The sequence below is a fragment of the Binatus sp. (SeqCode) genome (assembly GCF_035272065.1).
Taxonomy (GTDB): Bacteria; Desulfobacterota; Binatia; order Binatales; family Binataceae; genus Binatus.
In genome coordinates, this window is record NZ_DATEQZ010000052.1 from 18,604 (window position 1) to 45,009 (window position 26,406).

General features: G+C 61.8%; 23 protein-coding genes and 1 tRNA gene. 9 read left to right on the top strand and 15 right to left on the bottom strand.

Annotated features, from left to right (window positions below; genetic code table 11):
* The first annotated feature begins 20 nt into the window (after positions 1-20).
* Together VJX68_RS09695 and VJX68_RS09700 are read left to right on the top strand one after the other, a co-directional pair.
* Positions 21-293: a hypothetical protein gene (locus VJX68_RS09695; protein WP_324095481.1), complete on the top strand. Its 273-nt coding sequence runs from the start codon at positions 21-23 to the stop codon at positions 291-293.
* 256 nt (positions 294-549) lie between these two features.
* Entirely contained in the window at positions 550-1,992 is a 1,443-nt protein-coding gene (locus tag VJX68_RS09700) for a sigma-54-dependent transcriptional regulator (protein WP_324095482.1), read from the top strand.
* Positions 1,993-2,178: 186 nt separating this feature from the next.
* Here the strand turns inward: VJX68_RS09700 and VJX68_RS09705 are convergent, their stop codons facing one another.
* From VJX68_RS09705 to VJX68_RS09745, 9 genes are all read right to left on the bottom strand, one after another.
* A complete protein-coding gene (locus tag VJX68_RS09705; protein ID WP_324095483.1) occupies positions 2,179-2,622 on the bottom strand; it encodes a type II secretion system F family protein in 444 nt (147 codons plus the stop codon).
* Between the two features lie 500 nt (positions 2,623-3,122).
* Complete coding sequence (locus VJX68_RS09710; protein ID WP_324095484.1) at positions 3,123-4,058, bottom strand: type II secretion system F family protein; 936 nt, start codon at positions 4,056-4,058, stop codon at positions 3,123-3,125.
* A gap of 18 nt (positions 4,059-4,076) precedes the next feature.
* A complete protein-coding gene (locus VJX68_RS09715; RefSeq protein ID WP_324095485.1) occupies positions 4,077-5,453 on the bottom strand; it encodes a TadA family conjugal transfer-associated ATPase in 1,377 nt (458 codons plus the stop codon).
* Between the two features lie 9 nt (positions 5,454-5,462).
* Positions 5,463-6,632: a CpaE/TadZ family protein gene (locus VJX68_RS09720; RefSeq protein WP_324095486.1), complete on the bottom strand. Its 1,170-nt coding sequence runs from the start codon at positions 6,630-6,632 to the stop codon at positions 5,463-5,465.
* Between the two features lie 131 nt (positions 6,633-6,763).
* Positions 6,764-8,416 (bottom strand): type II and III secretion system protein family protein, encoded by a 1,653-nt coding sequence (locus VJX68_RS09725; RefSeq protein WP_324095487.1) that lies wholly within the window; start codon positions 8,414-8,416, stop codon positions 6,764-6,766.
* Between the two features lie 263 nt (positions 8,417-8,679).
* On the bottom strand, positions 8,680-9,774 hold the full coding sequence (gene cpaB, locus VJX68_RS09730) for a Flp pilus assembly protein CpaB (protein WP_324095488.1): 1,095 nt from the start codon (positions 9,772-9,774) through the stop codon (positions 8,680-8,682).
* Between the two features lie 522 nt (positions 9,775-10,296).
* The gene (locus VJX68_RS09735) at positions 10,297-10,425 is read right to left on the bottom strand and encodes a hypothetical protein (protein ID WP_324095489.1); all 129 of its coding nucleotides are present in this window, start codon (positions 10,423-10,425) and stop codon (positions 10,297-10,299) included.
* A gap of 147 nt (positions 10,426-10,572) precedes the next feature.
* Complete coding sequence (locus VJX68_RS09740; RefSeq protein WP_324095490.1) at positions 10,573-10,743, bottom strand: Flp family type IVb pilin; 171 nt, start codon at positions 10,741-10,743, stop codon at positions 10,573-10,575.
* A 419-nt stretch (positions 10,744-11,162) separates the two neighbouring features.
* A complete protein-coding gene (locus VJX68_RS09745) occupies positions 11,163-11,561 on the bottom strand; it encodes a DUF192 domain-containing protein (protein ID WP_324095491.1) in 399 nt (132 codons plus the stop codon).
* A gap of 33 nt (positions 11,562-11,594) precedes the next feature.
* Between VJX68_RS09745 and VJX68_RS09750 the strand changes: the two genes are divergently transcribed.
* The 5 genes from VJX68_RS09750 (at position 11,595) to cobA (ending at position 17,023) form a co-directional block, all read left to right on the top strand.
* The gene (locus VJX68_RS09750; RefSeq protein WP_324095492.1) at positions 11,595-12,272 is read left to right on the top strand and encodes a precorrin-2 dehydrogenase/sirohydrochlorin ferrochelatase family protein; all 678 of its coding nucleotides are present in this window, start codon (positions 11,595-11,597) and stop codon (positions 12,270-12,272) included.
* Positions 12,273-12,280: 8 nt separating this feature from the next.
* Entirely contained in the window at positions 12,281-13,108 is an 828-nt protein-coding gene (ccsB, locus tag VJX68_RS09755) for a c-type cytochrome biogenesis protein CcsB (RefSeq protein WP_324095493.1), read from the top strand.
* A 1-nt stretch (position 13,109) separates the two neighbouring features.
* Positions 13,110-14,453: a glutamyl-tRNA reductase gene (gene hemA, locus VJX68_RS09760; protein WP_324095494.1), complete on the top strand. Its 1,344-nt coding sequence runs from the start codon at positions 13,110-13,112 to the stop codon at positions 14,451-14,453.
* A gap of 71 nt (positions 14,454-14,524) precedes the next feature.
* On the top strand, positions 14,525-15,463 hold the full coding sequence (hemC, locus tag VJX68_RS09765; protein WP_324095495.1) for a hydroxymethylbilane synthase: 939 nt from the start codon (positions 14,525-14,527) through the stop codon (positions 15,461-15,463).
* A complete protein-coding gene (gene cobA, locus VJX68_RS09770; protein ID WP_324095496.1) occupies positions 15,464-17,023 on the top strand; it encodes a uroporphyrinogen-III C-methyltransferase in 1,560 nt (519 codons plus the stop codon).
* Positions 17,024-17,111: 88 nt separating this feature from the next.
* Here the strand turns inward: cobA and hemB are convergent, their stop codons facing one another.
* The 6 genes from hemB to VJX68_RS09800 all read right to left on the bottom strand — a co-directional run bounded on the left by hemB (position 17,112) and on the right by VJX68_RS09800 (position 24,105).
* Positions 17,112-18,086, bottom strand: a complete 975-nt coding sequence (gene hemB, locus VJX68_RS09775) for a porphobilinogen synthase (RefSeq protein WP_324095497.1) — start codon at positions 18,084-18,086, stop codon at positions 17,112-17,114.
* Between the two features lie 73 nt (positions 18,087-18,159).
* Complete coding sequence (locus tag VJX68_RS09780) at positions 18,160-19,071, bottom strand: ABC transporter permease (RefSeq protein ID WP_324095498.1); 912 nt, start codon at positions 19,069-19,071, stop codon at positions 18,160-18,162.
* Positions 19,064-20,143: an ABC transporter permease gene (locus VJX68_RS09785; RefSeq protein WP_324095499.1), complete on the bottom strand. Its 1,080-nt coding sequence runs from the start codon at positions 20,141-20,143 to the stop codon at positions 19,064-19,066. The genes VJX68_RS09780 and VJX68_RS09785 overlap by 8 nt, the downstream gene beginning before the upstream one ends.
* On the bottom strand, positions 20,143-21,603 hold the full coding sequence (locus VJX68_RS09790; RefSeq protein ID WP_324095500.1) for an ABC transporter ATP-binding protein: 1,461 nt from the start codon (positions 21,601-21,603) through the stop codon (positions 20,143-20,145). Before VJX68_RS09790 ends, VJX68_RS09785 begins: the two co-directional genes overlap by 1 nt.
* On the bottom strand, positions 21,604-22,929 hold the full coding sequence (locus VJX68_RS09795) for a CCA tRNA nucleotidyltransferase (RefSeq protein WP_324095501.1): 1,326 nt from the start codon (positions 22,927-22,929) through the stop codon (positions 21,604-21,606).
* 102 nt (positions 22,930-23,031) lie between these two features.
* The gene (locus VJX68_RS09800) at positions 23,032-24,105 is read right to left on the bottom strand and encodes an AI-2E family transporter (RefSeq protein ID WP_324095502.1); all 1,074 of its coding nucleotides are present in this window, start codon (positions 24,103-24,105) and stop codon (positions 23,032-23,034) included.
* Between the two features lie 189 nt (positions 24,106-24,294).
* Between VJX68_RS09800 and VJX68_RS09805 the strand changes: the two genes are divergently transcribed.
* Positions 24,295-24,369 (top strand) — tRNA-Val (locus VJX68_RS09805).
* Positions 24,370-24,438: 69 nt separating this feature from the next.
* Positions 24,439-26,379 (top strand): threonine--tRNA ligase, encoded by a 1,941-nt coding sequence (thrS, locus tag VJX68_RS09810; protein ID WP_324095503.1) that lies wholly within the window; start codon positions 24,439-24,441, stop codon positions 26,377-26,379.
* Positions 26,380-26,406: the final 27 nt, after the last annotated feature.

Sequence of the window (26,406 nt, forward strand, 5' to 3'; positions counted from 1 at the left end):
GCTAGGTTATCTCGGGAACCATGATCGACAACACGATCAAACGACTCTTGGCCATCACGGTACTGGCAGCAGCCACCGGGCTGTTCGGTTGTGCCTCATCCGACCCCAATCAAACGGCCACCGCAGCGACCACATGCCAGGGACAGGACCAAACGGATTGCGAAGCCCGCGACAACGCCCGCCAGATTCGCGACGAGGCCGATTACCAGACCGAGCCTGCGCTGGGATACCTGAATTCGCCACCGGGGCTATTGCCGATACCGCTGACCTCACGGAATACTTCCGCGAATTAGCGTCGCATTCCTGCCCATCCTCCGTTTTTGCGGTTGTGGCGACATCGCACGGATTATTTCCGGTTGAATCGAGGCAGCTTACCTTGTCGACTATAGTCTGCAGCGCGCCTGGCGGTGACGTTTCAGTTTTACTACGCTGAATCAATAAAAATCTCGGGAAACTTCAGTAGTTTTAGGCCATATTGACAGCCTCGGGAGTGAGGGCAAGAATGCTACATTAAGCCGTGTTTGCCCCTATTCAGAAACACGGTCTTTAATGAGCGTGCAAAAGCGCAACGCACAAAACAAGGCGCGCGTTTTGATCCTCGATGATGAGTTTCACGTTGCACGCAGTGCCGCAATGGTCCTTTCACAGGCGGGTTACGAATGCGAAACGTGTCCCACGGTCGAGGCCGCGTTGAAGGTTCTCGAACATAAGGGTGCAGACGTAATCGTCGCAGACATGAGGATGCCGGGGATGGATGGGATGGATTTACTGAAGAAGGTGCAGAGCAAAGATCCAGACATGGCGGTCGTGCTGAGTGTGCCGCTGCCAGCCGCCGAGTCGGCGAAGGAAGCACTGCGTGGCGGCGCGTTCGACTGCGTGACGAAGCCGTTCGACAACGATGAGCTGAACGCCGTTGTCACCCGCGCGGTCGAGATGAGTGCGCTGCAACGAGAGAATCGGAAGCTGCGCGAGCAGCTCGACGTCGCGAGCATCGCCGCCGCGTTCATCGCCGAAGCGCCACAGAGCCGCCAGCTCGTCGCGATGATTCGACGGGTCGCTCCGTCGCGCACGACCACGCTGGTCGAAGGCGAGACCGGCACCGGCAAGGAGCTGGTCGCGCGGATGCTTCACTACTGGAGCAATCGCGCAGACGGGCCGTTCCTCGCCATCAACTGCAAGGCGCTGGCCGATGGGGTGGTCGAGAGCGAGCTGTTCGGCCATGAGAAAGGATCGTTCACCGGGGCCATCCGCGACCGCGCGGGATGCTTCGAGCGAGCGTCAGGGGGCACGCTGTTTCTCGATGAGATTGGAGAGGCGGGGCCCGACTTCCAGGCCAAGCTGCTGCGCGTGCTGGAGGACGGCGAGGTGCTGCGCGTCGGCGGGTCGAAGCCGCGCAAGGTGGATGTCCGGATAATCGCGGCGACCAACCGCAAGCTGCGGAGCGAAGTCGCGGCCGGCCGCTTCCGCGCCGACTTGTATTTTCGGCTCAGCGTGATTCCGCTCAGGATCGCGCCGCTGCGCGAGCGCCGCGAAGACATCCTGCCGTTGGCGCATCATTTTCTCGCCTTTCATTCCACCGAAGCCGGTCGGCCGCTGATGCTCTCGCCGGAGGCTGCGGAAGCGCTGCTCGGTTACTCGTGGCCGGGCAACGTGCGCGAGCTTGAAAACGTTATCGAGCGCGCGGTCGTGATGAGCGGGCAGGAGACGCTGATGCCCGATGCGTTTGCGTTCGACGACGAAGCCGGCGATGAAGACCTCGTCCAGGTTGCCGCCGCGCGTACGGCCGGTGCTGATTCGGCATCGGGTTCAAACCACGCGCAGCCCGCGGAGAGCCAGGACGAAGGCACGCTGCAAGCGGCGCTCGATCGCGCGGCGACGGTGCGAATCAAGGCGGCGCTCGCCGCAGCGAGCGGAAACAGGGTGGATGCCGCGGCGGCGCTCGGAGTCGATCGGACGACTCTATACAGGTTGATGAAGCGTCTCAGTCTTTAGCATCAGACCGATTCGGGACTTTTATCGAGCGGTCGCGGATTAATCCGCGACCGCTTTCTTTTTGTCGCGCGCAAGGCGGGAGCACGAAAAAAAAGGCCCCGGACCGACGCGCCGGCGCGTCAGGTCCGAGGCCCCCTGGGAGAGGCTATTTCCTGAATTGCCCTCGCGGCGAGCGCTGAAATGAAATCAGCCGCCGGTGCCGGAGAGCGTATGCAGGACCGAGATCATTGCCGGTCCGATGATTACCGCGATCATCGAGGGCAGCACGAAGATGACCAGCGGGAACAGAATCTTAATCGACGCCTTCTGCGCCTCTTCCTCCGCATGCAGCCGGCGATGCATGCGCAAAGCGTCGGAACTGGCGCGCAACGCCGGTCCGATCTGCGCGCCGAGCTGCTCACTCTGAATCAAGGTCGCGGCCAGCGGCTTGATATCTTCAACCGCAGTCCGGTCGGCCAGCCCGCGCAACGCCTGCCCGAGGCTCGCGCCCGCGGAAATATCGGTCGCGACCAGGTTCAACTCGGTGCCGATTTCCTGCCCGTGGCGTTCGCATTCCGTGCCGACGATTCGAATCGCTTCGAACAGTCCCATACCCGCTTCGACGCATACCACCCAGCAGATCGAGCACATCCGAGAGCTGCTTTGCGATATTGCTCTGGCGCAGCCGTGCGCGCCGTCCCAAGTAGTAACTGGGGACGAAAATTCCGATTCCGATCCCACCGATACCGAGCAGCAACGGCGTAGCCGACGACGGCTGGAAAATTGCGCCGATGAGCAGGCCCAATAGTCCGCCACCGATTGCCAGCAGCACGCGGGCGACTTGATAAGTCTGCGGCGCACTGGACTTCAGAAATCCCGCCTGTGCCAGGGTCTGCTGGAGCTTCTCGCCTGTGGGAGTATCCAGGTTCGGCGGCGGGACGCGCTTGGCGGCCCATCTGAAAAGCATGCGGAGCACGCTGTCGTCCTGGTTGTCGCCCTCGAGCGCTCCCTGCGAGGCACGCATCTTGACCGCCAAGTCCGCGAATCGATCCTCGACCGCCCGGCTCTGCGGCGACATGGCTAGATACAAGGCCACGCACGCTGCACCAGCCAGCAAAAAGACCCCTACGCCAACCATGAATGGGCTCATATTAGTAGTTCACTCGTAGTAGTCGCCTTATTGTGATGAGGGCGAGAATATCGGAGCCGATCGCAAATTTCAAAATCTTCTGCCCGGTCGGATCGTGGAACAATTGATCGCTGTAGCCCGGTTGAATCAAGCTGAAAATGCAAAGCACCACGACCGGCAGGATACCAACGACGAGGCCGCCAAAGCGCGATTGCGCGGTCAGCGCCCGGATTTGCATCCGCAAGCGCTGCCGGATTCGCACAATTTCGGAGAGCCGCCCGACAATCTGTGCCAGGCTCGAGCCGACTTCTGTTTGTACGCGCACCGCGACGACCAGCAGCCGGAGGTCGTCCTCCGGAACTCGCTTGAGCATGTCTTCAAGCGCCCGCGGCAGCGGTAGACCGATCCGGTTTTGCTCGAGCACAGTGCGGAATTCACTGCCCAGCGGATCGGCGAACTCGCTCACGAGGACTTGCAGCGCACGCTGCAGTGAATGTCCCGCCTCGAGCGATGACTTGATCAGGTCGAGTGCAAACGGCAACTGGGCGCCAAAGGCCTTCAAACGTCGCGTTTTGCTCAATTGAATGTAGAGCAGCGGCAGGGCGCCAATCGCCAGGCCGCTACCCAACCCGACCCACATGTCGTGGAATATAAGGTTGCCCAGGAACAATCCCGCGCCGAACATCAGCACGATGATCAGCAGCATGTCGCCGACCCTCATGTACATACCCGCCTGCCACATCGCCTCTTCGAGTTTGCGCAGCAGGTTCAGTCTGTACAGCCCGGCAAAGAGCGCTCCTTCTTCGGGCCGACGCTTGCGCATGACGTCGATCTCGATCTCGTCGGGGGGACGCGTCAGGCACCGGGCCACCTCGCGCTGCTGCTCGACTTCAGTGCCGCGGCTGCTGGTGAAGATCAGCACGCCCACGAAGACGAGCGCGAATATGCCGCTTGCCATCAAAAAGTCCATAGGTATTTATCCGATCGTGTTGCGGAAAATTTTGCCGTCGAGTTTGTATCCTGCGGCCTCAAGCCGTTGCGAGTAGGTTGACCGAATCCCGGTGGCCACAAACACGCCGAGCACTTCGCCGCCCGGTCCGATTCCGGTGCGCTTGAATTCGAACAAGTCCTGCATCATCACCATCTCGCCCTCCATTCCGCTGATCTCGGAGATGCGCATTACTTTGCGCGAGCCGTCGGAAAGGCGCGATACGTGAACAATGATATTGAGCGCCGACGCGATTTGCTGGCGCATCGCGCGTTGCGGAATCTGCACGCCCGACAGCAGCATCATCATCTCGAGGCGTCCCAAGCTGTCGCGGGGAGTGTTCGCGTGGATGGTGGCGATTGAGCCGTCGTGACCGGTCGACATCGCCTGCAACATGTCGAACACTTCGCCCCCGCGGACCTCGCCGACGATTATGCGGTCGGGCCGCATACGCAACGTGTTCCTTACTAGGTCGCGCTGGCTGACTTCACCCTTGCCTTCGACGTTGGCCGGCCGCGTCTCGAGCCTGACCACGTGCGGCTGCTGAAGCATCAATTCGGCCGAGTCTTCGATCGTCACGATTCGCTCGTCGGCTGGGACGAACAACGACATGCAGTTGAGCATGGTCGTTTTGCCTGAGCCGGTGCCGCCGCAGATCAAAATGTTGAGGCGCGCGCGCACGATGGTGCGCAGGAACTCGACGATCTCGGGCACTATCGTTTTCTTCTCGACCAGATCGTCGATGTTGTAGCGCTTGCGGCCGAATCGGCGAATCGAGAGTGAGGGGCCGTCGAGCGCCAGCGGTGGAATGATCGCGTTGATACGCGAACCGTCGGGCAACCGCGCATCAACCATGGGCGACGCTTCGTCAACCCGGCGCCCAACCTGCGACACGATTCGATCGATTATCAACATCAAGTGCTGATCGTCCTGGAACTTTACCTCGGTGGCGTGCAGCTTGCCGCGCTTTTCGACGTAAACCTGGTTGTGGCCGTTGACCAGGATATCGGTGATTTCATCGTCCCACAAAAGCGGCTCCAGCGGCCCCAGTCCCAGCAACTCGTTCTTGATCTCTTCGATCAGGTTGGTCTTGTCGGTATCGGTGAGCAGCCGTCCCTCGTCGTCGAGAATGGCGGAGATCGCCTCGGTGACTTTCTGCGCCGCCAGCACCGGCTCGAGGCTTTCAAGCCGCGTAACGTCCAGCATCTCGAACAGACGGTTGTGAACTGCGAGTTTGAGCTGCTGAAATCCCTCGGCCTGCGAGTCTTTGACCGTACGCTTCGCATTGCCGTTGCTCATCAGCGAGCGCTGAAACGGAACCGGCGTTGGGCTGTTCTGTTGCGAAATTCTCTCAACCAACTTCATGGCCGTACCTCAACTGCGAGCGCCGATAACATTCAACAGGCGCGAGACTAAAGAATTTTGGGCTTCGCCCTCGGCGGCTTCGTCGCCCACCTCAAGCCTTCGCGCGAGATCCTCGATGCTCTTGGCCAGCGGCGAGTTCGGCGCCACCTGCCACAGGTCCTGTGCGCTCAGCTGCACGCGATCGAGAACTTTTTCATCGCGCGGAATCCGCGTGTGAATCGCCTTGGCCAGCGTATGGCTCAGCTGGTCTTCGGTTATCGGATGACCCGGCACGAACCGGCTCAGAATGAAGTTGGGCTCGACCCCGGTCAGCCCCAGCCGTCCCACCAGGTCGACGAAGCGCCACGCGCATCGCGCCGCGCCGATCGACTGGTCGAGCACATAAAACAGATGATTCGAGCGCTCCCAGGCTGCGACCGTGTTCGAGTCGATGTGCGTGCCACAATCCACGATCACGAAGTCGAACAGCTGGCGCATCAGTTCGAGCGTCGCGCCGACCGTCGCGTCGCTGACTAGCTCGCTGTCCTCGATCCGCTTGGGCGCCGCGAGCAAGTAGATTCCCGATGCATGCTTGCTGAGCGCCGATTCTAGTTGAATCGAATCGAGCTTTCGCGTGCCCTCGGTCAGCGTCATGATCGTGCGCTCGGGCTCGAGATTCAGAAAGACGGACAGTCCACCCGTCTGCAGGTCGAGATCCACCACCGCAACGCGTTTGTCGAACGCGTAGCGCAGCGCCAGCGCGAGGTTCGCCGCCAAGCTCGTCACCCCGGTGCCGCCTATCAGGCTCACCAGCGAAACGATCGTGCCGCCGCCGACGTGAATTTCTTCGCGCCGCCGGCTCTCGCTTATCTTGAGCAGTGCGCGGGTGGCGTCGCCGGGATCCAATGGCAGGAATAGAAGCTCATCGGCGCCGGCCCGAAGCACCCGCTTCATCAGATCCGGGGAACGATCATGCAGCAGCGCAAAAAGAGCCGGGCGAGGCTCTTGCCCCGCCCGCGTGTTGAGATAACTCAGCGAGAGTTCGTCGTTGCCGTTGAACACCACCATCGCGACGTCGAATGAGGCGTCGGCGGTGGCGTCCGGATCCGGTTCCAGTTCCTCGATGTTCAGCACGGGGTCGCCCAAGGCGGCCAGAGCGTCTCGGACTTCTGTCCGATGCTCGTCGCCTGAGCCAACCAATTGGACTCTCAGTCCACCACGCCGTCCATCATTTTTTTTACCGAGCGATGACACTTCACACTCTCCCTGATTCAGCTATGCGGTGTCATATCATGCACTAATTACTCGGCTATGTCTCGTCCTCCGTCGAACTAAAATCTCGGCCGCGTTGCGTCAGGCTGCGCCAGACGACGGGTCTCGATCTGCTGCGTCGTCAGATCGGGCACCGAAGTCGGGTTGTAGACCGAGGCGCCATCGGGCAGCGGCTGCACGATTTGCGGCGTTACGCTCATCACGAGATCCGTTTCAGTGTTCGAATAATTGGTGTTGCGGAACAATCCGCCCAGGTACGGTACATCACCGAGGTACGGGACCTTTTCAATCTGCGTCTTCTTTTCATGCAGGATCAAGCCCGCGATGATCAGCGTCTGATTGTCCTTCATCTGCACCAGCGTTTCCGCGCGCCGAGTCACGAATGCCGGTACGCTGAAGCCGAACAACTGCACGCCATGGGCGTAGTCGGGTTCAGATACCTCCGGCTTCACCAGCAACTCGATATCGTTGCGGCCGACTACGGTCGGAACGAACTCAACTGAAGTGCCGAACTGCTTAAAGACGACTGAGGTATTCAGTGCCTGGGCGATGACGATCGGAATTTCGCCACCCGAGAGGAACTTTGCTTCTTCGCCGGAATTGGCCAGCAGATGCGGCTGCGCGAGAATCTTCGCGAGCTGGTGATTCTCGAGGTACTGAAAGAATCCTTGCAACTGGTAATCACTGTTTCCCAGCGCCAAACCGTAGGTCAGCCCCTGCGACAGAACCAGTCCTGTTAGAGTTCCCGGGGGCGCCAGCGATTGACTAACTGAGCTGACCACTCCTGAAGGGGACGTGGTGCTCACCGCCGGGGAAAACGGCGTCGCTACTGCACCCGGCAAACCGACCAGCGACACGCCCGCATGGCTGAGCGCGAACGACAAGTTGGTGCCCTGGTTTTCGATTGCGGAGCGGTCCAATTCCGCCACCATCGTGTTGAGCAACACCTGCTGTTTGCCGTTTGGATCGATCCGCACCGGACGCTCTTCGTATTGGCCTCCCTGGTCCCAAATCGCAAGTGTGGTGAAACCCGGTTTGTGGCCAATCAGATTGACCTGGAATGGGTTGATCACCTGGATATCCGCGACGGTCGTATCTGCAATCGACACGCGGCGTAGCTTGGTCGCAAAATCGATAATTCTCGACGAACCCGTCTGCAACTGCACTCCGTCTTCGGGTAGGTAATGCCGGCCGCCGGTAACCGCGCCCGAGTGCAATTCGCCGCCGTTCAGACTGACAGACGGATCGACCCGATACCGCTCGCCAGAAATTGCCCCCGAAGCCATCTGACTGGAAGGTGCCGGAGCGTAGGAAGCAGCCGGAACCGAAGGGGCGAAATCAAAGGCTGAGTGACTGATAGGAGCGGGAGCGGTCACAACGGCGGGCGCAGCCGGCTCAGATGCAGGCGCAGGTGCGCTTGGCGCCGCAGCCGCAACTGTCTCCGTTGTGGTCGTGAAGGTTCCGGGTGTCGAGGAAGATGATGATGCAGATGTCGAGGACGAAGCGACCGGACCGGTGCCCGCATCCATCTTCGCTACGACCGGAGCCGCGGTGCCCGTCGATGCGCCGGTGCCTGTGATTGGTCCCGGACTAGTCCCCGGATGATTAATGTCATTGATATTGGCGACTGACTTGACCGTAATGTCGTATTTGACGTTGCTGCCATCTGCCAGTTTAACCGAAACGGTCCATTCTCCCGCTTCCGCGCCCATCAGGACGACTTTGCCCGGTGCATTGTTCACCACCAGCGCGTGGGGATTTGTGATCACGTTCACGGCCGGCGTTTCACCGGGGGCGACGTTGTTGATTACGTAACTCTCGCCGGCATTCAGGCCGAGAGACATTACCGTGCCATCGTCGGCAAACAGTAGGCCGGGCCGAAGCATGAGCACGCTGATAGCTGCGACTAGCCATGGAAGCAGTCCACATCCTCGTTTAGCTTTCATCTTCTTCACCTCGTCCTCTTCCGGCTTGATTACGGTATGTCGATTGTCTTTGGCGTCGGCACGTGATCCGCCGTCGCGCTGAGAGGGATGGCGGGTGCGACGTCGCCCTTCAACAGCGGTGACGCGAGGTCGTGATGGTCGGGTTCAGGAGCGCTCGCCACTGTCGTTGACGATTCAGTAGCAGTGCTCGCGTCGGCGTCCTCGCTATCTTCATCGGCCTGCGCTGCGGTCTTGCGGCTTTGGACCGTCGGCTTGGCGGTATCCTCGAAATTCGAAGCCGCCTCATTCACGAACGAGACTGATTCCGACGACTTGCCGTTTCGAAGAATCTCGATCTCGACCGGCTTGGGCCGGTGCGGCGCAGCGGCGATATGACGAGGCGCCGGCTGAACAGCCATCACCGGAACGTCAGGCGCCAGGCTGTAAGCCCGCAGCATCTGCGTAACGTCGCTGCCGCTGGTCAGAACGATCTTGTTGTCATTGTAATTGCGCATCGCCAGGCGCAGCGTTCCCGAGTGACTCGCCAAGGCCAGGCGCTCAGACTCCTGCGGCGTCACCAACAGCGTGACGACCTTCACTATTTGCGGCTCGTCTTTCTTCTGCTCGACTTCCTGAGCCACTGCGAGCACTTCGACGTTCTGCAGAATTACTTTAGAGAACGCCTTTCCCGCGGCGCCTTCGCCGCCCTCGGTCGCGACCAGCACATCCACGCGCGTGTGCGGCAGCACGAAGCCGGCGACATCGCTGACCTCGTCCACCGGCACCGACACCGCTCGCATCCCGAACGGAATCAACAGAGGCATCACACCCGCGGTCTTGTCGCCGGTAAACAGCTTGGCTTGCACTATAGGCTCGTTGGCGACCAACGAGTTCTTGACGTAGCTGCCGATGACCTGTTTGGGATCGGTGTAGGATCCATCGGGTAGACTGTCCGCGGACCATCGCGCGGTCTTTACTTCGCCCAGCTCGATCTTGGTGCCGAGCGGAAGATCGTACGCCGCTACCACCACCTCCACGTTATGTGCCATCGCGTTCTGTACTTCGGCTTCTCTACGCTTCAGGGCGGAGTACACCATCACCGAAGCCAGCATGGCCGCCAACCCCGCCAGTAAGACGAATACCATTGGTCGTCTCATATCTCCCCTCCCCACCGGCCGCCTTAGGGCAAACCGGCTATCTTCAAATAATAGTTGCGCATATTAGTAGTTTGTCACTCGTAAAAGGAGATTCACTACTAGTCGGCTCGGCGATATAACCAAATCGCCGAATCCGAACCAAATATAGTCGAATGGTTGAAACAGGTAGTCAGTAGATTGCTGAAGCGGCGAAGAAGTGAATCTATCGTCATGACAGGTTCCCCAACAAACCGCGGGCTCCTGCCTAAAGAAGCGCGGACACTGTGCCGACCAACTCCGAGACGATAGTACCCGCATTGTGAACCAGAGCAACACTGATCGCGGCGATCGTTGCGAGTATAAGCGCGTACTCGGCCATGGTCTGACCGCGCGAAATTACAAGTGACCGAGAGACTCGATTCTGCCGGTTCATTGACTTCCCCTCCCAAGGTGGTCGTATTTCTGGAGTGACCTCTCATAGCGGGGGCTGGCTTAACAGCCCCCGCTATGAGGAGTGGCCCCTGACGACCGTCAGGCCATTGAACGGCTACGGTTTCCGTCAACCGTAGTCAGCAACGACGTGATCGTCGTACCCATTGTCTGGTAACCGACGAAAACGACCACCGCTACTGCCGCCATGATCAGTGCATACTCGGCCATCGTCTGTCCGCGATTAAACTCGCGGGCCCGGATTACTAACTTCGCGATCGCGTTCATGCCTTCCTCGACTTTTCTGGGCGATTGCCTTTTTGAACGTGGGGTGGCGGATGGGTTAGTCCGCCACCCCGAGATTTCGCCCTTCTCGCTTTAGAGATTCCCGTCCACTGTAGTCAGCAACGATGTGATGGTCGTACCCAAAGTCTTGTAACCGACGAACACCACTACCGCTACTGCCGCCATGATCAGCGCGTATTCTGCCATCGTCTGGCCGCGCTGATACTCGCGCACTTTCACAAACATCCTCGTGATCTTATCCATTGTCCCGTATCCTCCTTCAGTCTGTTTTTCTGGCCGAAATTGGCCATTGTCCCCGTTAGTTAATCCGATTCCTTCAAAGCTACGGTCATTTTCCGCTGGCGGCAATTTTTTGCTTCGCCACAGCGAGACTTATTGAGAGCATCTCTCATGCCATCTTGATCTATTCAGCAATCTCTTCAACTTTTTCGTATTACGAGCGACTATGACAGCCGCAGGGTTGCAACTGACGGTTGCGAACCCGCAACAGAATATGGCTCAGTGGCCTTTTAATTGGAATTCAAAGAGAGTCAAAGAGGTTTTAGCTTAATATAGATTAGTTAGGCGACACGACCTCAATGGATGGTAGTACACTCGAATCCGACCACCAAATGGAGTGTGCGTGGAGGTTAGACGGGCTTTATTCGAGATCCTACGACGCTCTAAGTGACGGGCTCGAAAGTAATCTGATCGCCTACCTGCGTCGAACTCTCGTCCGCCGCGCCCGCGGGAAGTTCCAGAGCGCGTCGCGCTCCGAATACCATAGAAGAAACGCGCCACGGTTTTAGCCGCCGATTGATCTTGATGACTTTGTCGCCCCGCCCGAGAAAAACGATGTCGATCGCGAAGCGCATGAAGAACATGTGCATCCACATGAATGGCGTGAACCGCCCGTTCTCGAACAGCATCCCCGTTCCCGGCTCGAGGCCGTCACGACCCAGCAGACCGCGCCCCTGGCCGGCAAGACCGCCGGCGTCCTCTAGCCGCGTGCATAACACGGTACCGCGGGATTGATTAACGGCTCGGCTCGGTGGCGCCTCGGGCGCTTGGGACTGTCTCATTACCTCATCATGTAATAAAATCGCGAAAGTTTCATGGGATACATTCCGATATTTTTCGACGTGACCGGCCGCGAATGCGTGGTGGTCGGTGGCGGCGAGGTCGCCGCGCGCAAAGTCGAGTCGCTGCTCGAGGCTGGCGCTCACGTAATTGTCGTGAGCCCGCGCCTGTCGCCGCCGATGCGGGAGATAGTTGCCGATGGACGCGTAACTCACCTCGCTCGCGGCTATCAGCGCGGCGACATCGCCGGATGCCTGCTGGTGTACGCCGCTACTGACAATCCGAAATCGCATCGCGAGCTGGCTGCCGAGGCACGTGCGCTCGGAATCCCGATCAACGTCGTCGACATGCCCGAGTTGTGCGCGTTCATCGCGCCCGCGGTTGTGAAGCGCGGCGCGCTCCAGATTGCTATCTCGACGGGTGGTGCATCGCCCGCGTTTGCAGCGCGGCTGCGGCGCGAGCTGGAGGATCAGTTCGGGACGGAGTACACACTCACGCTCGAAGTGCTGCGCGCCGCGCGGCGGCGGTTGCATGCCGATGAAATCGATCCCGCCGAGCGCATGCGCCGGCTGACAGATCTCGCCAACTCCGCGCTGCCCGACGCGATTGCGGTTGGCGACGCGGCCGCGATCGAGCGCATACTCGCAACTCATCTTGGCGATGGTGTAAGTCTGGCTACGCTCGGCCTCGCGCCTGCGGAATTCTCTCACTGAAAAAGCCGATGAACACGTTATGGCTACTGCCAGCGCTTGCGTGTTACGCGCTCTCGGCTGCGTTGTTTGTGTTCGATCGTTTGTCCGGCCGTGCACGCGCGACCGGCTACGCTGTTGCGATACTCGGCGCGGGCGCGATTTTTCATGCGCTTGATTTGACGGCGCGCGGACTGCAGGCCGGCAATATCCCGGTCGCCAATTTTGCGCAGGCGCTGTCGTTTCTGGCGTGGCTGACAGCGCTCGCGGGACTGCTGATGATCGTGCGGCTGCGGCTGGCGGTGATCGGCGCGTTCGTGGCGCCTGCGGTGACACTGGCTCTGGGAGCGGCTTCGCTCTCGACCAGCAGCGGGCGGCTGGTTTTACCGGCGACATTGCGCAGCGTATGGCTGCCGATTCACGTGACGCTCGCAATTCTTGGCTACACGATGTTCGTGCTCGCGGCGAGCGTGAGTATCGTTTATCTCGCCTACGAGTCGCGGCTCAAATCCAAGCGCGCACTCGGGCCCGCCAACGAGGGCGCGCCGAGTCTCGAAAAGCTCGACCGGATCAACTATCACCTGCTGGGATGGGGTTTCATGATGCTCAGCCTGGCGATCGTGAGCGGCGCGATTTGGGCCGACGCGACGTGGGGACATTTCTGGTCGTGGGAGCCCAAGGAGTCCTGGTCGCTGGTGATTTGGATACTCTACGCGGGCCTGCTCGAATCGCGCCTGACAGTGGGATGGCGCGGGCGGCGCGCGGCGGCGCTCACGATCGTGCTGGCGAGCGTGTTGGTTGGTTCGTTCGTGGGCGTTAATCTGATTTTTCCGGGCAAGCACGGCGGCAGTTTCGGCTGAGATGGATCAGACTTTATTTATCGTTGGGATAAATCATCGCAGCGCCGCCGTCGCGTTGCGTGAGCGGCTCGCGTTTGCCGACGACGAGATCGTTCCAGCGCTGGACCGGCTGCGGGAGTCATGCCATGCGGTTGCCGAGGCGGCTCTTATTTCGACCTGCAATCGCGTCGAGGTGGTGGGCGTCGCCGCCGATGCGGAGCGCGCGACCGACGAGACGCTCAAGTTTCTCGCCGCTGATCGAAAAGTCGAGCGCGCCGCGTTCGCCGACGCGATTTACAGTTTCGCCGGGCGCGACGCCGCGCGTCATCTGTTCCGCGTCGGCGCGAGTCTCGACTCGATGGTGGTGGGCGAGCCGCAGATACTGGGTCAACTCAAGCTCGCATACGCGCAAGCGTCCGAGGCGCGCAGCGTCGGTTTGATTTTACATCGAGCGTTTCACAAGGCGTTCACAGTAGCCAAGCGCGTGCGCAAGGGCACCCTTATCGGCCACGGGTCGGTCTCGGTCAGCACCGCGGCGGTCGCGCTCGCGGGCCAGATTTTCGACACGCTAAAAGACAAGACCGTGATGCTGATGGGGGCGGGCAAGATGGCCGAGCTGACCGCGCGCCAACTGAGCACGCTCGGAATCGAGTCGCTGCTCATTACGTCGCGCACTTTCGATCGCGCGGTCGCACTTGCGCGCGAACTTGGCGGCACCGCCGTGCCTTACGACAACTACAAGCCATACCTCAAGATGGTTGACGTGCTGATCGGTTCGGTCGCCTCGACCAAGCCTGTTCTGGGACCCGACGAATTCGAGTCGGTGGTGCGCGAGCGCCGCTACCGGCCGATGTTTCTGATCGACATGGGCGTGCCGCGCAATTTCGACGAGCGGCTGAACGCGCTGCAAAACGTGTACTTGTACGATATCGACGATCTCGGCGCGCTCGTTCAAAGATCGCTCGGCGAGCGCGAGCGCGAAGCGGAAAAGGCGGAGCAGATCGTCGAGTTGGAACTCGAGTCGTTCCTCAAGTGGCTGGCGGGTCTCGACCTGACGCCGACGATCAAGGACATTCGCTACAGCGTCGAGCGGCTGCGCGACGACGAGATGGGGCGGGCGCGCGGATGGCTGGCGCAACTCGAGCCGGCGGAGCGCGAGCGTGTCGAATTGCTCACACGCGGGCTGACCAACAAGTTGCTTCATCGTATTTTGTCGGGTCTCAAGCAACGCGACGACAAAACTCTCGATGCGGCGTTTACCGCCGAGGTCGCGCGGCGGCTGCTGGGCGCCGAGTTCGACGCGCAGGACGACGACCCTGATGACGCGGACAACGAAAACGATGACGGCGACTCAGGAATCGAGTGACCGCGCGCCGCGCTGACCCCCTTGTCCGCGATTGTCTCCCTTCCCACATGGGAAGGGGTTAGGTCGCCCCGATGGCGCTGAAGATCAGAATCGGTTCGCGGTCGAGCAAGCTCGCGCTGGCGCAGGCGGCGATCGTTCGGGACCGTCTCGCCGCACAAATTCCCGCTGAGATTGAAATCGTCGAGATACGCACCAGCGGCGACAAGATGACGTCTGCGTCGCTCGCGGACGTTGGTGGGAAGGGGCTCTTTATAAAGGAGCTCGAGCAAGCGCTCGCCGATCGCATGATCGACGCCGCAGTCCATTCGATGAAAGATCTTCCCGCCCTGCTGCCCGAGCGGTTTCGTGTGGCGGCGGTGCCCGCGCGAGAGAACACCGCGGATATCCTGGTGACGCGCGACGGCTCAACGCTGTCTACCCTGCCGGCGGGCGCGCGGCTCGGTACGTCGTCGTCGCGCCGCCGCTTCCAAGCGCTCAGGATGAATCGCGGACTTGAGATACTGCCGCTGCGCGGCAATGTCGATACGCGCCTCGCGCGCGTTGCCGACGGCAGCTTCGACGCGATCATAGTCGCGATGGCCGGGCTGAGGCGGCTGGGGCGAGTGAAGGATGTAAGGTTCGTCGAGCTTGACGCGCGCGATTTCATTCCGGCGGGAGGCCAGGGCGCGCTCGCGATAGAAACTCTGGCCAATCGCGGCGCGAACGAACTTGATCACGCGCTTTCCGCGATCAATGACGCGCGCGCATTTTATGAAACCGCGGCCGAGCGGGCGTTCCTAGCTGCGATGAACGCATCATGCACGACACCGGTGGGAGTGCAGGCGAGAATCGACGGCGATACGCTCGCGCTCGCGGCGATGCTGTTCAGTCCCGACGGCGCGCGGGATCTGTCGGAGTCGATGCGCGAGCCGATCGCATCCGACTTTGCGCCGACCGCCGCCGAAGATTCGGGCAAGCGGCTCGCCGAAAAAATGCTCGCGCGCGGCGCCGCCGCTCTGCTTGGAAAATGAATGACCGCGCGCGCCCCGAAACAGAAACGCGGTCGAGTTTTCCTGGTGGGCGCGGGTCCCGGTGCGTCCGACTTGATCACGATTCGCGGCGCAGATGTTCTGAGCCGCGCCGACGTTGTTATCTACGACAATCTGGTCAGCCCCGAACTGATCCGGCTGGCGCCGCCGAAAGCCGAGCTGATTTACGCAGGCAAAAGGGGCGGCTCGCAAAAAACGATCGAGCAGTCCGAACTCAACGCGATGTTGATCGCGCACGCACGGAAGGGGCGCGTCGTCGTGCGGCTCAAGGGCGGCGATCCATTTATCTTCGGACGCGGCGGCGAGGAAGCCGAAGCGTTGGCGCGCGCACGGGTCGAGTTCGAGGTCGTGCCGGGAGTCACGTCCGCGATTGCGGGGCCGGCGTTTGCGGGAATTCCGCTGACGCATCGCGAGCACGGCTCGTTCGTCGCGTTCGTCACCGGCCATGAAGATGAAAGCAAGGGGGCGAGCTCGACGGTGCCGTGGGACGAGCTGGTCGCGGCGGCGCGTCGCGCCGGTACAATCGTCATCCTGATGGCGACAGCGCGGATGCGCGCGACGCTCGAGCGAATCCGCGCGGCCGGACTTCCCGCGAAAACTCCGGCGGTGGCGGTCCAATGGGCGACGACTGCGGTACAGAGGACAGTGAGTGCGACGCTGGCGACGCTCGCGGAAGAATCGGCGCGCGAAGGAATCGGCGCTCCGGCCGTAATCGTGGTCGGAGAACTCGCGGGCCTGCGCGAAAATTTGAAATGGGTCGAGCGCACGCCGCTGTTCGGGCGCACAATTGTCGTAACGCGAGCGCGCACGGCGGCGTCTGAGTTCGCGACGGCGCTTAGAAGACTGGGCGCCGAGGTGGTGGAATTTCCGACGATCGAAACCGCGCCGCCGCGAAGTTACGCGGCGCTGGATCGCGCGATTGCCCGTGTCAACACCTTCGACTGGATAATTTTCACGAGTGCGATGGGAGTCGAAAGCTTTATCGAACGGCTGAAATCACATGGCCACGATATTCGCGAGCTCGGGCATGCATCGCTCGCCGCGATCGGACCGGCCACCGCGTCGCGGCTGGCCGACCATGCGCTAAAAGTCACGGCGGTTCCCGACGAGTATCGTGCGGAGCAGATCATTCCCGCGATTGGAATCAAGCGGATTAGCGGCAAGCGCTTCCTGATTCCGCGGGCCGAAGTTGCGCGCGAGGCGCTGCCGCAAATTTTGCGCGACAAGGGCGCCAAGGAAGTCGTCGTCGCGCCCGCCTATCGAACCGTCAAGCCGAAAGGCGTGCAGATCGAGCGGATGCGCGAGCTGCTCGCCTCGGGGGCGATCGATCTCGTGACGTTTACCAGTTCGAGCACCGTCACAAATTTCTGCGAACTGATCGACGTGCCTGCGAAGGGACTCAAGGCCGCGGCAATTGGGCCGATCACGGCGGCGACCGCGCAACAGAACGGATTCGAGGTGGTGGTCAGGCCGCGGAGGTACACGATTGAGGCTCTGACAGAGGCGATTCACGAGTTCTATGCGGCGGAAGAGCAAAATTGATTGAATGTGAAACCCGCGGTGGGTTTCACGCTTCCTTCGGCAGGGGTAACCCCTGCACCTTAGCATTAAGAAGTGATGTGGGCTTCTCTCAACTGCGGAGTTTGCGGGCTGCGTCCTTGGCGAAGTAGGTCAGGATCAAGTCAGCGCCGGCGCGCTTGATCGACGTGAGGACTTCCAGCGTGGCGCGTTCTTCGTCGATCCATCCGTTGATGCCTGCTGCGCGGATCATCGAGTACTCGCCCGAGACGTTGTAGGCCGCGACTGGCGCGTTGAATTCCTGTTTCACTCGGTATATTAGATCGAGATAAGCCAGCGCCGGCTTGACCATCACGATGTCCGCGCCCTCTTCCAAGTCCAGCGCAACTTCGCGCATCGCTTCGTCGCCGTTGGGTGGGTCCATCTGGTAGGAGCGACGGTCGCCGAATTTTGGCGCCGACTCCGCAGCTTCCCGGAACGGGCCATAGAATGCGGACGCGAACTTGGCCGAATACGACATGATCGCGACATGGTTGAAGCCGTTGGCGTCGAGCGCAGTGCGGATCGCGCCTACGCGCCCGTCCATCATGTCCGACGGCGCGACGATATCGGCGCCCGCACGCGCATGCGAGAGCGCCGAGCGGGTCAGCAGTTCGAGCGTCGCGTCGTTATCGACATCGTTGCCCGCGAGCGCGCCGCAATGGCCGTGGTCGGTGTACTCGCACATGCAGACGTCGGTGATCACCGCCATCCCGGGCACCCGCTCCTTGATTTCGCGGATCGCGCGCTGCACTTCGCCGTTGTCGTTCCATGCCTCGCTGCCCAGCGCGTCCTTGCGTTCGGGAATCCCAAACAGGATGACGGCGGGGACGCCAGCGGCCCACGTCTCGCGCGCTTCCACGACGATATTGTCGACCGACATTTGCGCGACACCGGGCATCGACGCGACCGCCTTCCTCACGCCGCGACCAGGGCATACGAACATCGGCAAAATGAGGTCGTCGGGCGATAGCCTCGTCTCGCGGAGCATGCGGCGGATTGTTTCGGTGCGTCTGAGGCGCCGCGGGCGATTGATTGGAAATGCCATCGTTGTGCTCGGGACCGATTATATAATGATAAGCGTCGGCGAGATAACCCGTCGCCGGGCAGCTTCGCCGGCGCTACTGCCGCCGATACGGCTCACCCAACGCGCTCGGCGCCGCCGCCTGTCCGCCGAAGGCTGCGAGCACCACGAGAGTGAGCGCATATGGCAGCGCGAGAAACAGCTGGTACGGCACGACGGTGCCGAGCGCCTGCAATCCGAACTGCAACGCCATCGCGGCGCCGAACAGTAATGATGCGGCGGCGAGACCCCAGGAATTCCAGCGCCCTACTATAACCACCGACAGCGCCACGAAGCCGCGGCCGGCTGAGATGTTCTCGACGAAAGTGTTGGCGTAGGCGAGCGTCAGGAAAGCGCCGGCCAGGCCGGTCAGCGCGCCCGAGACGAGCAGCGCCTGCCATCGGGTCGCGATTACGCCGAGGCCGAGTGCGTCCGCTGCTTCGGGACGCTCGCCGCATGCGCGCAGCCGGAGTCCGTAGCGCGTGCGCGCGATCACGTACCAGAGCGCAGGCACGAGCAAGAACGTGAAGTACACCAGCGCGTTGTGATCGAAGAGCACCGGACCCAGCAGCGGGATTCGCGCCAGCGCGCCGAGCGGGATCTTCGCGATCGGCGCCACCATGAACGCGCTGCCGGTCACTCCGAACAGCTTGCGATAGAAAACTCCGGTAAATCCGAGCGCCAGGATACTGACTGCGGTGCCGGTGACGACCTGATTGACGGCGAGATTCACGACGAGGACCGCGAAGATCGCATTGATCGCAACGCCCGCCGCGATTGCGCCCGCCAGCCCGAGCGCGGTGCTGCCGCTGAAGTACGCGATCGTGAGCGCCCCAAACGCGCCCGCCAGCATCGCGCCCTCGATACCGATATTGACGACGCCGCTCTCTTCGACCAGCAGCTCGCCCAAGGCCGCGAGCAGGATGGGCGTCGCCATCGTGATGACCGAGACGAGAAACGCTTCAAGCATCGGGCATCTCCGCAACCGGGGGCACTGCGGCGGCGTCATCACCGGACGCGCCGAAAATATTCTCGCGCAGTCCACCCCACGCCGGCGTGTCGAAGGCGAGGATGATCAAAATCACGAGGCCCTGGATCACCTGCACCAGCTCCGGCGAGATCCCCTGCGTCCGCTGCATCGCCTGCGAACCGTTGTCGAGCGCGCCGAACAAGAGAGCGGCCGGGATGATGCCTAGCGGATTCAGGCGCGCCACCAATGCGACCGCGATCGCCTCGAAGCCCCATCCGGGCGAGAGCTTCTCGTACAATCGATGCGAAATTGCGGAGACCTGCACCGCACCGCCAAGCCCCGCCAGCGCGCCTGACAACGCCATCGCCCAAACGGTGAGCGCGGGGATTCGGATGCCGAAAAATGTCGCGGCGCGCCGGTTACGGCCCATCGCGCGCAGCTCGAATCCAGTGCTGGTGTTGAACAACAGCATGTAGCACGCGGCGGCGAGCACGACTGCGAGCAGCATGCCGAGGTTGAGGCGGCTCGGCGCAAAGTAGAATTCGAGCTGCGCCGCCGGTGCGATCGGCGAGCTGGTCGGATACGCGCGCGACGGTTCCATCAACGGGCCGTGCACCACCCAGCTCAGCGCCTGCACGGCGACGAAGTTAAGCATGATCGTGCTGATCACTTCATTGACGTCGCGTCGCGCGCGCAGCCATCCCGCGATGCCGCCCCATACCGCGCCTCCAAGCGCGCCCGCGGCGAGAATGGTCGCGATTGCGATCGAATGCGGAAAATCGCCGAGATGCGTCCCGACCGCGCCGGCCGCTATCGCGCCAATCGTAAGCTGTCCGTCGGCGCCGATATTCCACAGCGCGCCCGAGAAGGCGAGCGAGACTGCGAGCCCCGTGAAGATCAGCGGCGTGGATTTCACGATCGTATCCACGCATGCGTACCAACTGCCGAACGCACCTTCGCCCAGCGCCGCGAACACCCCGAGCGGAGACGCACCGAGCGCGGCCAGGACGATCGAGATCAACGCGGCGGCGAGCGCCAGCGCCGCAAACGGCTTCGCAATCGAAGACAGCATCAGTCGCGCGCTCCGGCCATCAGCAGGCCCAGCCGCTGGGGATCGCGATCGCCGGGATTAGTCTCGCGAATTTTTCCACCGCTGATAATCAGCAGACGCCCGCATATCGCGAGCAACTCGTCGAGGTCGCTCGAAATCAGCAGTACCGCGCCGCCGCCCGCCGCGAAGTCGAGAATCCTGCGATGGACTTCCGCAGTCGCAACGAGGTCCAGGCCGCGGCAGATATTGTGCGCTACGATTACCCGCGGCTGCGACGAGATCGCCCGCGCCACTTCGAGGCGCTGGCGGTTACCGCCCGAAAGCGCGCTGGCAAGCGTGTCGGGACCGGGCGCGCGAATCCGAAAGCGCTCGATAAGTTCGCGGCAGAGACCGATCGCGCGCGAAGCGTTCAGCCATCCGTGCAACGTCACCTGCTCGCGGAGCGGACGGGCGAGGATCAGGTTTTCCCACAGCCGCATGTCGAGGATCAGCCCGTCGAGGTCGCGATTCTGCGGTATCACCGACATCGCACCGCGTGATGTTACTTTCCCATCGCTCGGCTTGCGTACACCGGCGAGCAACTCGACCAGTTCTGTCTGCCCGTTGCCGTCGACGCCGGCAATTCCCGCGATCTCGCCGGCGCTGACGCGAAATGAAAGCCCGTCAAGAATTCGTCGCCCGGTATGATCGGCGAGCGCCAGATTTTCGATTTGCAGTACGGGCGCGCCCGTATGTGACCGCGCCGCGGCGGCGTCGGGTTGAATCACGATTTCGCCAATCATCAGGCCGGCCAATTTTTCCTCGCTAGTCTCGGCCGGAGTCGTCCGAGCGACCACGCGGCCGCGCCGCAGCACCGTGACTCGATCAGCTACCGCGATCGCTTCGGCCAGCTTGTGCGTGATCAGCACGACGATTCGCCCCTCGCCGCGCAGGTTGCGCAGCAAGTCGAGGAACGCCGCCAGTTCCGAGGGCGCGAGAACGCTGGTCGGCTCGTCGAGAATCAGCACGCGCGGGTTGAAGCTCAGCGCGCGCAGCACTTCGAGCCGAACGCGCTCGGCTACAGAACGATTCTCGATGGTGATACCGCCAGGCGGCAGCTCGAATCCAAGCTTTGCGGCGAGCGCGCGCGCTCGGGTCGCGACCGCCGCGAGGTCCAACAATTCGGCACCTGGATCGAATCCGCCGAGCGCGAGATTTTCCTCCCACGTCATCCGCTCGAACAGCATCGGGCTCTGATGTACCGCTGCAATTCCGGCCTCGAGCGCCGCGCGCGGTGAGCCTGCCTGCAGGGGCCGCTCGTCGAGCACGGCTTGGCCGTTGTCGGGCGCGAGCGAACCCGACAGCACCTTCATCAAGGTGGTTTTGCCGGCGCCGTTCTCTCCGACCAGCGCGTGAATTTCGCCGGGAAGGGCCTCGAAGTCGACGCCGTCGAGCGCGAGCGTGCGGCCGAAGCGCTTGGTTATGGCGTTGGCGCGGAGCAACTAGGCGGCGCTTGCGCCGTAGTGGGCGCGCACGTATTCGAGCGCGGCTTCGCGGGTTTCGAGCGCGCCGTCGAGTTGATGGTCCTCGACGTCCTTCAAAATTTCCTTGAAGCGCGGCCCCGGCGTGAATCCCAACTGCTTCAGGTCTTCGCCGCCGATCAAACGCGGCGGACGAATCTCGGCCGGCGTCATCGTTGTCATCGCGCGGCGGCAAAAATGCCAGTAGCCGAGGTACGAGCTCGACGCCATCGCGTCCATGAACGCAACGTCCATCAATTCGCCGAATCCTTCTTCCGCGAGCATCCGCTTGAGCGTCGACGGGCGCATCCGCGGCGCCATACAGAGCTTCAGATGATTCTTCACCAGGTACGCGACCCGCTCCTGCACGGCGCGCGAGCGTTTCAGCCGCGTCAGCATATTCGCCGCCATCACGGCGCCATCGTCCGTGTGCCCATAGAACGTAACCTTGTCGCCGGCGACTGCGCGGCATTTCGGCTTGGCGATATCGTGCAGCAGGATCCCGAAGGCGACGGTCTCGCTGCACCCGGCGGGCAGCATCGCGACGCCGATCCGCGTGTGCGTGTACACGTCGCCTTCGGGATGGAAATTTTCGGGCTGCGCGCATCCTTGCATGCGAACGACCTCAGGCAGCAGCAATTGCATCAGGCCGCTGTCCATCATCAGATCCATCGCGCGCGCGGCGGCGCCCTCGGTCATCATCCGCACGATTTCTTCGCCGATTCGTTCGGCCGCGATATCGACAATCGTCGGCGCGGCGCGCTTCATCGCGGCCCAGGTCGCGGGATCGATCGTAAAGTTGAGCCGCGCGGCGAAGCGGGCAGCGCGCAGGATCCGCAGATGATCCTCTTCGAAGCGGTCGTAGGGATTTCCAATCGCGCGGATGATTCCGGCGCGCAGGTCGCGCATCCCGCCGACCAGATCGATCAGCCGGTCGGCGATCGGATCGTAAAACATCCCGCCGATGGTGAAGTCGCGGCGGATCGCGTCTTCCTCGATCGCGCCGAAGCGCACCGACGAAGGCCGGCGTCCGTCGGTGTATTCCGCGTCGGCGCGGAACGTCGCGACTTCGATCGGTTTCTCGTGATCCAATACGACGCCGATCACGCCGAACTTGGCGCCGACCGCCACGGTGCGGTCGAACATTTTCTGCACGACTTCGGGCCGCGCATCGGTGGCAATGTCGTAGTCCTTGGGTTCGACGCCGAGAATTCGATCGCGCACACATCCGCCGGCGAAAACGGCGCGAAAGCCGGAATCGACCAGACGGTGAACGATATGCAGCGCCTCTTTCTCTCTCTCTCTCATGCGCGATGCGACTCTCCAACCGCGCATTTTATAGCGGCGCGATTAGGGCGTGCTATATGGGCTGACGCGAATCGTACGTGAAACCGGACCGATCGAATCCGCTCACGCTGCTTCTTTGCGGGTGCCTGAGTATTCTTTTCTGTAGACGCGCAGCAGTGCCGCGAACACCGACATGATCGCGGGGCCGAGGAACAAGCCGAGCGGGCCGTAGGCTTCGAGGCCGCCGAGGATTCCGAGAAACAGCGCGATCGTCGGCAGGCCGGTACCGTGCTTCATCGCAAGCGGCTTGATGAAATTGTCGATGATGGCGAGCGCGACCGCGCACCAGATGAGCAGGCCGATCGCCGCCGACCAGCTCGCCGCGAAGCCGAGGTAGATCATCGCGGGAATCCATACGAGGGCGGTGCCGCCGATCGGCATCAGTCCCGCGGCCGCCGACGCGATCGCGAGGAACAGCCAGTACGGCACGCCGAAGATCAGCATGCCGATGCCGATCGACACGCCCTGCAGCACCGCGGTAAGCATCAGCCCGCGCATCACCGACGAGAGCGTCGTGCGCAGCGTGTCGAAAATCGCCTTCTTGTCGTCTTCGTGCAGCGGGGTCAGGTCCTGCAGGCCGCGGTAGTAGTAGTCGCCGTCGCGCAGCAGGTAGAAGAACGCGAGCAGCGCGATACCGAAATCGATGATGAAGCCGAAGACGTTTTTCGCGGCCTGGGTCGCATTCTTGGCGACGTAATTGCTCGTTATCTGCGCCGCTTGCAGAGTCAGCTTGGGCAACTCCTCGTCGAGCTTGTAACCGCGCGCCTCCATTTTTTTCGCGACCCATGCGCCGGGCTCGGTGTTGACCGCCCAGTCGTGCAGCTTCGTCACGCCCCCCGTATTCACCATCACTGTGGCCTGCGTGTAGAGCGCCTGCGCCTCGACTACGAGCCGGCCCGAGGCCCAGATGGCAGGCAGGATGACGAGGATTCCGACGAAGACGCTGATGATCGCCGTCGAGAGCGAGCGCCGCTTGACGTATTTCTCGACTTCGATCAGCGCCGGATGCGCAATGAACGCGAGCAGGATTCCCCACGCCAGCGGCGTCAGGAACGGCAGCATCAGTTCGTACAACTCATAGGCCATCACGGCCAGGAAGCCGAAGAAGAAGAGCTGCACTATGCGCTCGCGATCCATTTTCTGAGGCGTAACGTCTCTCCTTGCGCCCTGCGATACTTGGCGCGAAATCCTAGCAGATGCCCACGCTGCGGTCGCCTGCCGCGCGGCGGTGAATCGTGAGGCGCGACGCTTCGGTTGCCCGCCAGCGCATAATCCGTTACCGTTGGCGTTTGCTTGATGTGTCTAATCAATACCCCTCGCCCGTGAAGGCACGTAGCTCAGTGGGAGAGCGCTTCCTTGACACGGAAGAGGTCGGCGGTTCAATCCCGCCCGTGCCTACCAGGTCCGTGCCCACAGCCGCGTGCGCGTTTCGCCTCGCCAGTTTCCCGCAATGATTAGAAATTCGGCTTGATGAGTTCCGAAGTAACCGTAACCGTTGGCGGCGAGTCCCGCGTCGTGCCGGTTGGCACTATCGTTCGCGACGTGCTGAACGGCATTCCAAGCCGCGACCTGGTGGCTGCGCGCGTCGAGGGCAAGGTCGTCGATCTGACGCGCAAGCTCGAGCACGACGCCGCTGTCGAGCCGGTGCTGGCCGACTCGCCCGAGGGTCTCGAGGTAATCCGTCATTCCACCGCTCATCTGATGGCGATGGCAGTGCAATCGCTTTACCCCGGCACGCAAGTGACGATCGGGCCGGTTATCGAAGACGGATTTTTCTACGACTTCGCGCCCGCGACGCCGTTCACGGTCGAGGACCTGCCGAAGATCGAAGCGAAGATGCGCGAGCTGGCGAAGGCCGACCACAAAATCCAGCGGACCGAAATCGCGCGCGAGGACGCCATCCGCAAATTCTCGGCGATGGGCGAAAAGTACAAGGTCGAGATAATCCAGGGCATCCCTGACGATCACGTTTCCATCTACAGCGAGGGCGACTGGATGGATCTTTGCCGCGGGCCGCACGTGCCCTCGACGCGCTATCTGAAGGCATTCAAGCTCACTAGCGTCGCGGGCGCGTACTGGCGCGGCGACGAGCACAACGCGATGCTGTCGCGAATCTACGGCACCGCGTTCGCCACCAAGGAAGCGCTCGACGAGCATCTGAAGCTGGTGGAGCTCGCCCGCCAGCGCGACCATCGCAAGCTCGGGCGCGAGATGGGGCTCTACATCTTCGATCCGATCTCGCCGGGATCGCCGTTCTACCTGCCCAAGGGTGTCATCATCTTTAATGCGCTCGTCGACTACATGCGGCGGCTGTACCGGCGCTACGGCTACGACGAAGTCGTCACGCCGCTGATTTTCAAGAACGAGCTGTTCAATACGTCGGGGCATTGGGAAAATTTCCGCGAGAATATGTTTCTCTCGCCGGATCCCGACAGCGATACGCATGCGATCGACACCGGCCCCGACGGATGGCATCACGGCTACGGGCTAAAGCCCATGAACTGCCCCGGCCATAACTTCGTGTACCGCGCCGAGAAGCGCTCGTACCGGGATCTGCCGCTGCGTTTCGCGGAGTTCAGCCGCCTGCATCGCGCGGAACGCTCGGGCACACTGCACGGATTGATGCGGGTGCGCGAGATGTCGCAAGACGACGCGCACATCTTCTGCCGCGAAGATCAAATCGAAGACGAAATCGCGCTGAATCTTCAGATGGTTCGCGACGTGTACGGTGCGCTGGGTTTCGAACGCGTCGAGTTCAAGCTCGCGACGATGCCAGATCAACATCTCGGTACCGAAGAGCAATGGCAGATGAGCGAGGCCAAGCTCGGCAACGCGATGAAGCGCAACGAGATCGTGTTCGAGATCAATCCCAAGGAAGGCGCCTTCTACGGCCCCAAGATCGAGATTTACGTGTCCGACGCGCTCAAGCGTAAGTGGCAGGTCGCGACGATTCAGCTCGATTACAACGCACCCGAGCGCTTCGACCTGACCTACACGAACAACGCCGGCGCCGAGGAACGTCCCGTGATAATTCATCGCGCGATCCTCGGCTCGCTCGAGCGCTTCATCGGCGTGCTGATCGAGCATACCGGCGGCGTGCTGCCATTGTGGCTCGCGCCGGAGCAGGTGCGCGTGCTGTCTCTCAGCGAAAAGGTCGAGGATTACGCCAAGGAAGTCGCCGAGCTGCTCAAGCGCGAGGGATTTCGCGCTCATGCCGACATGCGCAACGAGAAGCTCGGTTTCAAAGTTCGTGAAGCTGAACTTGCGAAAGTGCCGTATATGGTAGTTGTCGGCGAACGCGAGGCGGCCGATCGCTCGGTCTCGCTGCGGCTGCTGCGCGGAGAAAAGAGCAACGCGATGCCGCTTGCGGCGCTCATCGAAAAATTAAAACAGGAGCCGGTGCCGGCTTAGAAAATCAGTCCGGCCATCAAGCCGGAG

Bases quoted from the DNA above. Each gene is read 5' to 3' on its own strand.
- VJX68_RS09745 (WP_324095491.1), bottom strand. From the start codon at position 11,561: ATGAGACAGTCCCAAGCGCCCGAGGCGCCACCGAGCCGAGCCGTTAAT.
- VJX68_RS09725 (WP_324095487.1), bottom strand. From the start codon at position 8,416: ATGGGCGCGGAAGCGGGAGAATGGACCGTTTCGGTTAAACTGGCAGAT.
- VJX68_RS09700 (WP_324095482.1), top strand. From the start codon at position 550: ATGAGCGTGCAAAAGCGCAACGCACAAAACAAGGCGCGCGTTTTGATC.
- VJX68_RS09795 (WP_324095501.1), bottom strand. From the start codon at position 22,929: ATGAGAGAGAGAGAGAAAGAGGCGCTGCATATCGTTCACCGTCTGGTC.
- VJX68_RS09715 (WP_324095485.1), bottom strand. From the start codon at position 5,453: ATGAAGTTGGTTGAGAGAATTTCGCAACAGAACAGCCCAACGCCGGTT.
- cpaB (WP_324095488.1), bottom strand. From the start codon at position 9,774: ATGGTATTCGTCTTACTGGCGGGGTTGGCGGCCATGCTGGCTTCGGTG.
- hemA (WP_324095494.1), top strand. From the start codon at position 13,110: ATGGATCAGACTTTATTTATCGTTGGGATAAATCATCGCAGCGCCGCC.
- ccsB (WP_324095493.1), top strand. From the start codon at position 12,281: ATGAACACGTTATGGCTACTGCCAGCGCTTGCGTGTTACGCGCTCTCG.
- VJX68_RS09705 (WP_324095483.1), bottom strand. From the start codon at position 2,622: ATGTGCTCGATCTGCTGGGTGGTATGCGTCGAAGCGGGTATGGGACTG.
- VJX68_RS09780 (WP_324095498.1), bottom strand. From the start codon at position 19,071: ATGCTTGAAGCGTTTCTCGTCTCGGTCATCACGATGGCGACGCCCATC.
- hemC (WP_324095495.1), top strand. From the start codon at position 14,525: ATGGCGCTGAAGATCAGAATCGGTTCGCGGTCGAGCAAGCTCGCGCTG.
- VJX68_RS09710 (WP_324095484.1), bottom strand. From the start codon at position 4,058: ATGGCAAGCGGCATATTCGCGCTCGTCTTCGTGGGCGTGCTGATCTTC.
- cobA (WP_324095496.1), top strand. From the start codon at position 15,464: ATGACCGCGCGCGCCCCGAAACAGAAACGCGGTCGAGTTTTCCTGGTG.
- VJX68_RS09740 (WP_324095490.1), bottom strand. From the start codon at position 10,743: ATGGATAAGATCACGAGGATGTTTGTGAAAGTGCGCGAGTATCAGCGC.
- VJX68_RS09750 (WP_324095492.1), top strand. From the start codon at position 11,595: ATGGGATACATTCCGATATTTTTCGACGTGACCGGCCGCGAATGCGTG.
- VJX68_RS09695 (WP_324095481.1), top strand. From the start codon at position 21: ATGATCGACAACACGATCAAACGACTCTTGGCCATCACGGTACTGGCA.
- thrS (WP_324095503.1), top strand. From the start codon at position 24,439: ATGAGTTCCGAAGTAACCGTAACCGTTGGCGGCGAGTCCCGCGTCGTG.
- VJX68_RS09785 (WP_324095499.1), bottom strand. From the start codon at position 20,143: ATGCTGTCTTCGATTGCGAAGCCGTTTGCGGCGCTGGCGCTCGCCGCC.
- VJX68_RS09735 (WP_324095489.1), bottom strand. From the start codon at position 10,425: ATGGCCGAGTATGCACTGATCATGGCGGCAGTAGCGGTGGTCGTTTTC.
- hemB (WP_324095497.1), bottom strand. From the start codon at position 18,086: ATGGCATTTCCAATCAATCGCCCGCGGCGCCTCAGACGCACCGAAACA.
- VJX68_RS09800 (WP_324095502.1), bottom strand. From the start codon at position 24,105: ATGGATCGCGAGCGCATAGTGCAGCTCTTCTTCTTCGGCTTCCTGGCC.